Origin of the sequence: Pseudomonas borbori (genome assembly GCF_900115555.1) — a bacterium.
GTDB classification, from domain to species: domain Bacteria; phylum Pseudomonadota; class Gammaproteobacteria; order Pseudomonadales; family Pseudomonadaceae; genus Aquipseudomonas; species Aquipseudomonas borbori.
Map to the genome: position 1 here is coordinate 1 of NZ_FOWX01000063.1, position 8,105 is coordinate 8,105.

7 protein-coding genes and 1 pseudogene are annotated in these 8,105 nt (G+C 57.7%); 6 read left to right on the forward strand and 2 right to left on the reverse strand.

Going from position 1 to position 8,105, the window contains the following annotated elements:
* On the reverse strand, window positions 1–357 hold a 357-nt coding region (locus BM315_RS23415; protein WP_483153970.1), incomplete at its 3' end, for a transposase.
* A 230-nt stretch (window positions 358–587) separates the two neighbouring features.
* On the opposite strand from BM315_RS23415, the gene BM315_RS23420 reads away from it, so the two are divergent.
* The 3 genes from BM315_RS23420 to BM315_RS23430 are packed head-to-tail and all read left to right on the forward strand — an operon-like array spanning window position 588 to window position 3,283.
* Window positions 588–1,520 carry a DUF7064 domain-containing protein gene (locus BM315_RS23420; RefSeq protein WP_141124024.1) on the forward strand — a complete coding sequence of 311 codons (933 nt, stop codon included), beginning with the start codon at window positions 588–590 and terminating at the stop codon, window positions 1,518–1,520.
* Window positions 1,521–1,566: 46 nt separating this feature from the next.
* Complete coding sequence (locus BM315_RS23425) at window positions 1,567–2,763, forward strand: phosphotransferase family protein (protein WP_212633000.1); 1,197 nt, start codon at window positions 1,567–1,569, stop codon at window positions 2,761–2,763.
* Window positions 2,753–3,283, forward strand: a complete 531-nt coding sequence (locus BM315_RS23430) for a hypothetical protein (protein WP_090506027.1) — start codon at window positions 2,753–2,755, stop codon at window positions 3,281–3,283. The genes BM315_RS23425 and BM315_RS23430 overlap by 11 nt, the downstream gene beginning before the upstream one ends.
* A 125-nt stretch (window positions 3,284–3,408) precedes the next feature.
* Here the strand turns inward: BM315_RS23430 and BM315_RS23435 are convergent.
* Window positions 3,409–3,969 (reverse strand): annotated as a pseudogene (locus BM315_RS23435) (IS66 family transposase); the annotation flags it as partial.
* An 815-nt stretch (window positions 3,970–4,784) separates the two neighbouring features.
* Here BM315_RS23435 and BM315_RS23440 point away from each other — a divergent pair.
* Genes BM315_RS23440 through BM315_RS23450 form a run of 3 tightly spaced genes read left to right on the forward strand, consistent with a single transcriptional unit; the run spans window position 4,785 to window position 8,004 of the window.
* A complete protein-coding gene (locus tag BM315_RS23440) occupies window positions 4,785–6,020 on the forward strand; it encodes a site-specific integrase (protein WP_090506030.1) in 1,236 nt (411 codons plus the stop codon).
* The gene (locus BM315_RS23445; RefSeq protein WP_090506032.1) at window positions 6,017–6,988 is read left to right on the forward strand and encodes a tyrosine-type recombinase/integrase; all 972 of its coding nucleotides are present in this window, start codon (window positions 6,017–6,019) and stop codon (window positions 6,986–6,988) included. Before BM315_RS23440 ends, BM315_RS23445 begins: the two co-directional genes overlap by 4 nt.
* Window positions 6,985–8,004: a tyrosine-type recombinase/integrase gene (locus BM315_RS23450; RefSeq protein WP_090506034.1), complete on the forward strand. Its 1,020-nt coding sequence runs from the start codon at window positions 6,985–6,987 to the stop codon at window positions 8,002–8,004. Before BM315_RS23445 ends, BM315_RS23450 begins: the two co-directional genes overlap by 4 nt.
* Window positions 8,005–8,105: the final 101 nt, after the last annotated feature.

An 8,105-nucleotide genomic window follows, 5' to 3' on the forward strand; every position in this document is an offset into this window, starting at 1 on the left:
TGTCGGTGGCACACCCTGAGTGTCAGGTCGATCGAACAGATCACTCACCATGGCCCATTCAGCATCGGTCAGGCAACTTGGGTAGCGCTGTTCGGGCTCATGCCGCCGATGCGCCGCAGTGTAGCCGTAGCGACGGCTCGTCGATACTGTGTCACGCTCGATCGCGGGCTTCTGTCGAGTGACCCCGGCAGCCCTGAGCGCCTGGCGCACCGTCGTTTTATTCAGCGACGTCCCGATCTGCTTCTCCACCGCGGCGGTGACTTCATCCAGCGTAGCCGTCGGCCGAGCAGCCACCACTTCTCGCAACATCGGATAGTCATTTTCCGTCAGCTTCGGCGGACGCCCACGCTTGCCCATTCACAGCCCCCTGTGCTCTGATCGCCAGTAAGTTGAAATTATATATCTTTTTGTCTACACCTCTATCCACGTTACTACTCTATCCCTCCCAGGTTCCGGGCTAGACCGCAGCGAAAGCAGTGCAGTTGACTGGCGTATCAGGCATACGATATGGTAGATTAATGATGTGGTGCGGTGTATTTCCTGCTGCCAAAACTGGTTGACTACATAAGAGCCAAAAGGTAACCAAAATGACAACGCTTACGACCGAATACTTGCAAGAAAATTGCGAGCGATATATTCCCAATCCTGATATCCCGAAATGGTGCCAGAGTTTTTTCTTTAATTTTTACGACAGGGCCACGAAGACCGGCGCATTCATTCGGATCGGAATAATGGAAAATGCTGGCGAGACCAATTGCATGGCTGTATTCTTTCGGGAAGGAAAACCGCTTTTCACTCGTGTTAATTTAAACCTTCCTTACACTAAAGAAAGGATGGATCCCGGGATGAAAGTAGCCGGGATCACCATGCAGGCAATTAAGTCTTTACAAACTTCTCAGGTTAAAGTTGAAACGTCAGATTTCTTGGCGGATCTCGAGTGGGACTTATTGCATCCCATGGCTGACAGTATTGCTATGGAGGGTGACTCCGAGACAAACAGCATTGCTAGAGAGTTGTGTTATATCCACCCTGAAGGATTTTGTCGCGTTAAAGGTAAAATCACTTTACGCACGGGCGAAGTTATTCAAATTGATGATAAAGGTTTCCGAGATGTTAGCGCAGGACCTAGAAACTGGGCAGGAGTACAGCACTATCGCTTGGCGTGGCCAATTTTCGACAACGGAATGGCATGTGTAGCCGTTCATGCAATAACGGATGAGGGCAGCAGCTATCAAAAAATATTGCACGATGGAGAAAAATGGTTGCGCATAGATAAGGTGCAAGAGGAGATTGTGTACAATGATGATGAAGTAAGTTTTAAATCAGTACGGTGGAAGGTGTGGGATGAAACCGGCCGGCTATGGGACTTCACTGGAAAGCCGTTATTCGTTTGGACTACTCCCTTTGACACTTTTATGATGGTTGATCAGATGATGGAATATACCTTGTCCGACGGGACCATTGGATACGGGATGGGCGAGGGCGGATTCGCGTTTCCTTGGAAAGGGAACGGGAACTAGCAAGCGCAGGAAGCATCCGAACTTTTAATTAAGATGAGCCCTCGTTATGAAAACAAAAAATAGAGTTTCTGAGCGCGAAAATGATACCTGGGACAGAACTGAGATGGAGTCTAGGGTAAATTACATCCTAAATAAGAAATTGGAGTTACGTAAAAAAGCTCCTTATTCTGCCAAAACAAATGATGAGGTAGAAGGGATTCTTCGCAAAGCATTCCATAAATTGGGATGGACTAAGGCTAATGTTTCGAACTTAAAAAGGATGTCAGGCGGAGCCTCTAAGGAGCAATTCTCATTCACGGTGAAATTTGAGAATGATAAGGATAACAATTTAGGACGACGGCTTGTTTTGCGCATGGATCCATATTGTAGTATCGCTCAGACTTGCCGAGGGCGAGAAGCAGAAATACAAAATGCGATGATTGGCGTAGTCCCGGTCGCTCCGGTGATATTTGTAGATCCAGAGGGTGACATATTGGGTCAGCCTGGACTCATATCTGAGTTTGTAGATGGAGTCACTGCCCCTACAGATCTAAACCTTAGAGCAGTTTCTGGTATAGGCTCTAGTTACGGCGAGTGGGCAAAAAAAATAGCCCCGCAGTACATTGATTGTTTAGTTAAAATACATAGGTTTAATGTAAATAGTATATCTTTTAAATATTTTGAGCTTCCCGTAGCAGGAACTAACCAGGCGGCACTTCAGCAAGTGAACTGGTGGTCAAAGGTCTGGTGGGATGATTGCGTTGAGCCCGTTCCTATAATCACATTGGCAGAACGATGGCTAAGGGATAATGCTCCAGTTTGCAATAACCCAGTCGTGGTTCATTGTGACTTTCGTACCGGGAACTTCATGTTCCAAGAACCTTCAGGTGAATTTACAGCAGTGCTGGACTGGGAGCTTTGTCATATAGGTGACTATCATGAAGATCTCGCATGGACTGCCCAAAAATTATTTGGAAGTCGTGATGCGGAAGGAAACTTCTTGGTGTGCGGCTTGCTACCCCGAGACGAGTTTATTCGACAGTATGAAGTAAAATCCGGGAATAAAGTCGACCCAGAAATTCTCAGATATTATGAAGTATTGAATGCCTATAAATGTGCTGTGATGGATCTTGGCGCCGCGGTTAAAGCAGCGCAGCAAAGCACAAATCATCAGGATTTAGTGTTGAGCTGGCTAGGGTCGGCAGGGTCAGTATTTCTGGCTCAACTTGTTAGTTTGATTAGGGGGGGCGACAATGCTGCCTGATATCGATATTCGTTTATACAACGTGATAAAAGCCATTGAGCAAGTCATCTTGCCCTCGATCCCCAAAGACGAGAAGCTGGCGCAGGAGCAGGCTTCTCTTTCCGTGGGACATATTAAATTGGTTTTGGAGCAGTGGAGGTTTGCCGGTGATTTCGAACGCGGCAGCTTGATGGGATTAGTTGCTCTTTCTGATCGACTTTTAGAGGAAGCCTCCTCACAAATTGTGCCGCAATTGAGAGAAGAGTTGATTGAAAAAGTCTCGGAGATTAAAAACTCTTCCAATGAAAGCTATGAAGTTTCTACGTCCTTTGTGAGGTCGCTGGGTAATCTCATTGATAAAGTGATTCTTCAAGACGACACAACGTCTCCGTTACCTGTGCAAATTATGAACGCAGTGCTGGATTACGGCGAGATACAAGCAAAGCGTGAACGTGTATGGTTTAAGGGTAACGGACTGGATCCTGATCGACATACGCTTCCTGATATAGCAGACATTATTGGATTGAAAAAACCTGATTAGCAATTAACCTCAGCACGTGCCATCGCAAGCCGACCAGGAATCACAGCATACGATTTTCCGGCTCACCGTGCCAAACAACTGTATGCGATCCACGAACCCCACCTGTTAAACGAAGGGGGTTCCGTTTAGCGTGGCAAGGTTGGCGTGCAGTTCCACGGCAACAGCGCGTCGTAGTCCTCGACGGCCTTGGCCTGGGGCAAGCGCTCGAGGATGTGGCGCAAGTAGACATAGGGCTCCTGGCCATTGGCCTTGGTGGTTTCCACCAGGCTGTAGAGCTAGGCACTGGCTGTGGCGCCCTTGGGCGTGTCGCTGAACAGCCAGTTCTTGCGACCGATGACGAAGGGCCGGATGGCCCGCTCGGCGGCGTTGTTATCGATCGGCAGATGCCCGCCTTCGGTATAGCGCACCAGGCGGCGCCAGTTGCTGGCCAGGTAGTTCACCGCCTTGCCCTAGGCATTCTGCGCGGTGACCTGGGGCTGGGTTTTTTCCAGCCAGCTTTTCAGTTGCGCGAGGATCGCTTAGCTGTGCTGCTGGCGGCCGACGAGGCGTTGGTTATCGTCGGCGTCCTTGAGCTTGCGTTCGATGCCGTACAGCTTGTTGATCAGGTTCAGCGCCACGTCAGCTCCCCCGGTTTTGCCCTTGGGCTGCACCTTTTGCGCTTCGACGAACTTGCGCCGCGCCTGTGCCTTATCCGGAGCTCCGCATAAGGCACATTATCCAGAGAGTGGTTTTATCCGGTTCTGAAGGGCCACCGTATCTGTCTGCGGCTTATCCGCCTCGTTCTCGGCCCGGTGGTCGAGTGGGCGAACTCCACATAATCTTGATCGACGGCTCAGGGGTGGCCGGCTTGTCGGAGAGCGGCTATGCAGCTGCCATTGCGAACGCAATCGAGCGCGGAAACGTACGTCGCGCGTCGTGAATGGCGAGACGCCCGCCTGCCCGCGTGTCCCCTGCACCCGGCCGGCGGCTGCTCGTTCGCCCGTCATGGCACGTATTCGCGCGCGACGCCGCGCGGCGTGTGCATCGCGCGGTGGTATTGCCCCGAAGGCCATCGAACGTTCAGCCTGCTGCCTGATTTTCTCGCTGCACGACTGCCCGGCGAGTTGGCCGCCGTCGAGGCTGCCGCGGTGGCGGTGAAGTCTGCCCGGAGCCTGGAGGCGGCCGCCGACACGGCCCGTGGCTTCGAAGTGACCCTGCCAAGCGCGCTGCGCTGGCTACGCCGCCGGGTACGGGCCGTGCAGGAGGCGCTCGATGCGGCGTTGCGCCTCGCATCACCGGCGGTTCTCGGTGGCGATGCGGGGCTTCAACTTGCCTCTGGCCAGGCTTCCGTTTTGTTGGAGCTGCGCCGCTCGTTGTCTGCGCAGTGCCTGGGCAGGTTGCCGGCACCACTTGGGTTCCTGACGCGTGATACCCGAAACGATCACACCCGCCAACACGAGATCGGGCCTGACGGCGAAGGGCCGGCTCGTTACGCTGCACCTGTCGAGTTCTGGACTTCGCCATGCAACGCAAGTACGCCAATTCCACGCCCGCAGGACGTATTCCGACGACCGACGACATGCGTCGCGTCTGGCGTGGCGACCGCTGCGTGCAGGACAGCAGCGCCGGCACGTACCTGAGTTGGATCAGGCGATTTCGCGCTTACTGCCAGTTGCATGAGCTCGACGAGCTGCCCGAGCTGACGCTGGACGGGGCGCGACGTTTCATCGGCTGGTATGCGCGCCAGCGGCACCTTGATCCCCGTCGCTTGAGCAGCGCCCGCACGGCTGTGCACGCCCTGAGTCGCGTCTACGCGGTGATGGGGCAGGAGCCGCCGGCGTGGAAGGCCGGTCGGCGTGCTCGACCGCCGGCAATGGCGCTGCTGCAGGCGTTTGCCGACCACATTCTGCGGCATCGCGGCAACCCCGAGGTCACGGTGCGCAAGCGGCTGGATCACGCCGGGAAGCTCCTCGAGCATCTCGCCCAGCATGGCAAGACGTGGGAGACGATGACGCTTTCCGACCTCGATGCGTTCCTGATCGAGTGTGCCGACCGCTATGCCCGCACGACGACAGCCGACATCGCTTGCAGCGTACGCGCGTTTGCGCGCTTCCTGCTGGCGACGGGGCGCATCGCGCTCGATCTGGCCGACTCCGTGATCTCGCCGGTGCAACCCAAGTTCGAGCGCCCGCGACCCGCATTGCCCTGGAGCGACGTGCAGCGACTGCTGCGCGCGGTGGACATCTCGAGTGCCCGGGGGCTGCGCGATCACGCTCTGCTGCTGATGATGAGTACGTACGGCTTTGGGGCTGGCGAGGTCATCGCCCTGCGATTGGAGAACATCGACTGGGGCGCCGGAACGCTGCAGATCACCCGACCTAAGACGGGCGTCGCCTTCACGCTGCCGTTGTTGCCCACCATCGCCAGGGTGCTGGCGCGCTACCTGCGCCACGGTCGGCCGCCCCATACGCCGACCCGGCACGTGTTCGTGCAGATGAAGATGCCCTTCGGCCCGTTGACCAGTTCGAGCGCGGTTCGCCACATCCTCGTCAAGCATGCCCGCGTGGCCGGCCTCGATGCGCCGTTTCTGGGCAGCCACGTGCTGCGCCACTCGAATGCCGCTCGACAAATCGACATGGGCGCGCGCCCGCGCGTGCTCTCCGATCTGCTCGGACACCGAGATCCGGAATCGCTCTCCGCGTACGTGAGGATCGCCACCGAGTCGTTGCGCGAGATCTCGTTGCCGGTACCGACATGAGCACGATGGTGACCGTCGCCGAACTGGCGCAGGATGCGCAGGAGTTTCTGCGCTTCAAGCGCGCGATGGGGATGACCTATCGGCGCGGCGAGTTCGCCCTCAAGAGTTTCGTGCGCTTCGTCGGCCTGCTGGGCGCGGAAGACGACGCGGTCGCGCTCGACGAAGCCGTCATCGGCTGGATCACCCGTGTCGAAGGACGCAAGGCGGTCACAGTGGGATACGAGTTCGGCGTTGTCCGTCAGCTTTGCCTGTTCCGTCGCCGACGCGACCCGTCGAGCTATGTGCCCGAGCACGCGTTGGCGCCGGTGAAGGAATCGGTCTTCGTCCCGTACATCTTCACACACGACGAAGTGCGGCGCTTGCTGGCTGCGGCGCAGACTCTCGACGGGCGATTCATCTGGGGCACGATGCTGCGCTGTTTGATGCTCGTCCTGTATTGCACCGGGATGCGGCTGGGCGAGGCGGTGCGACTGAGCATGGACGACATCGACCTCGATCAGGGCGTCCTGATGGTCCGCAACAGCAAGCGACGGTCGCGTCTTGTCCCTATTCGCGACGACTTGGTGAACGAACTGCGCCGCTACGCGCAGGCGCGCCAGTGGCTCATCGACGCGAATCGGCGCGCCGCACCCGTCGCGTTCTTCTTACGGAAGAATGTCTCGCCGCTGACGGTCAGATCGGCCTCAGACGCGCTGCGCCGACTGCTTCGCGAGCACGGACTAAAACCGCCGTGCGGTCGAGTCGGTGCCCGGCCTTACGAGTTCCGGCATGCCTTCGCCGTTCATCGGCTGACGGCGTGGGCACTCGACGGCGTCGACGTGCATGCCAGGCTGCCCTGGCTGTCCGCGTACCTCGGGCACCAGAACGTGCTGGGCACTGAGGTGTATCTCAAGGCTACGCCGCAGTTGCTGGCACTGGCCAGTGACCGTTTCGAAACGCATCTGCGGCATGCCCGCCGGCCACGATGAGCAGCGTCGCGGCACGAGCGCTGTTCGCGCTCGTCGAGTCCTTCTTCACCGAGTATCTGCGGCGCCATCGCGGTGCAAGTGATCACACCGTCCGCGCCTACCGGGACGCCTTGAAGCTCCTGTTCGAGTTCGTCGCGCAACGCCGCGGCTGTGATGTGGCGTCGCTCGAACTGAAGGACCTCGACGCCGAGATGATCGCCACCTTCCTCGATCACCTCGAGGCTGCCCGGTCGAACTCAGCCGCCACGCGCAACTGTCGCCGCGCCGCCATTCGCAGCTTCTTCAGGCACCTCGTCCGCAACGATCTGGCGCACGCACAGCAATACACTCAGGTCCTGGCCATTCCGTCGAAGAAGTTCCGGCATCGGCCCGCCGCCTACCTCGAGGCCCACGATGTGCGGGCGATCATCGCCCACCCCGATCGCCGCACGGCCGATGGCTGGCGCGACTACACCCTGCTGCTGTTCCTGTATAACAGCGGCGCCCGCGTCAGTGAGGCAGCCGGCCTTCGGTGGCCGGACCTGCAATTGGCCCCCTCCAGGCAGGTGCGCCTGCGAGGTAAGGGCAAGCGGGAGCGGCTCCTGCCGTTGTGGCGAGAGACGGCCGACGCCTTGCATCGCCTGCGCGGCCGACTGGCAGCAACGGGAGATCAACAACACGTCTTTCTCAACCACCTGGGCCAGCCGCTGACGCGCGATGGCATCGCCTACATCCTGCGCAAGCATGCCGCAGCGGTCGCCCGGGAACGTCCGGCGCTTGCGCGCACGCGCATCGCGCCGCACGTGCTGCGGCACAGTTGCGCGGTCGCGCTGCTGCAGTCGGGTACCGACGTGTCCGTGATCCGGGACTACCTCGGTCATGCAAGTATTGCGACGACAGGGCGCTACATCACGTGCAACCTGCAAATGAAACGCGAGGCGATGCAAGCGTTCTGGAAGAACGCCGGGCTCGAACCCTCGCATGCCAGACCGTGGAAGCCAACGCCCGACCTGCTCGCGTTCTTGCAGTCACTCTGAGCCATTTGGATTTATGCGAACTTGGATTGCCACACATGCCGCTTCCAACCGCCATCGCGAGTCAACAGCACCGGATAAAACCACTCTCTGGATAATGCGCC

Coding starts and splice junctions, on each gene's coding strand:
- BM315_RS23450 (WP_090506034.1), top strand. CDS start 6,985: ATGAGCAGCGTCGCGGCACGAGCGCTGTTCGCGCTCGTCGAGTCCTTC.
- BM315_RS23430 (WP_090506027.1), top strand. CDS start 2,753: ATGCTGCCTGATATCGATATTCGTTTATACAACGTGATAAAAGCCATT.
- BM315_RS23425 (WP_212633000.1), top strand. CDS start 1,567: ATGAAAACAAAAAATAGAGTTTCTGAGCGCGAAAATGATACCTGGGAC.
- BM315_RS23445 (WP_090506032.1), top strand. CDS start 6,017: ATGAGCACGATGGTGACCGTCGCCGAACTGGCGCAGGATGCGCAGGAG.
- BM315_RS23440 (WP_090506030.1), top strand. CDS start 4,785: ATGCAACGCAAGTACGCCAATTCCACGCCCGCAGGACGTATTCCGACG.
- BM315_RS23420 (WP_141124024.1), top strand. CDS start 588: ATGACAACGCTTACGACCGAATACTTGCAAGAAAATTGCGAGCGATAT.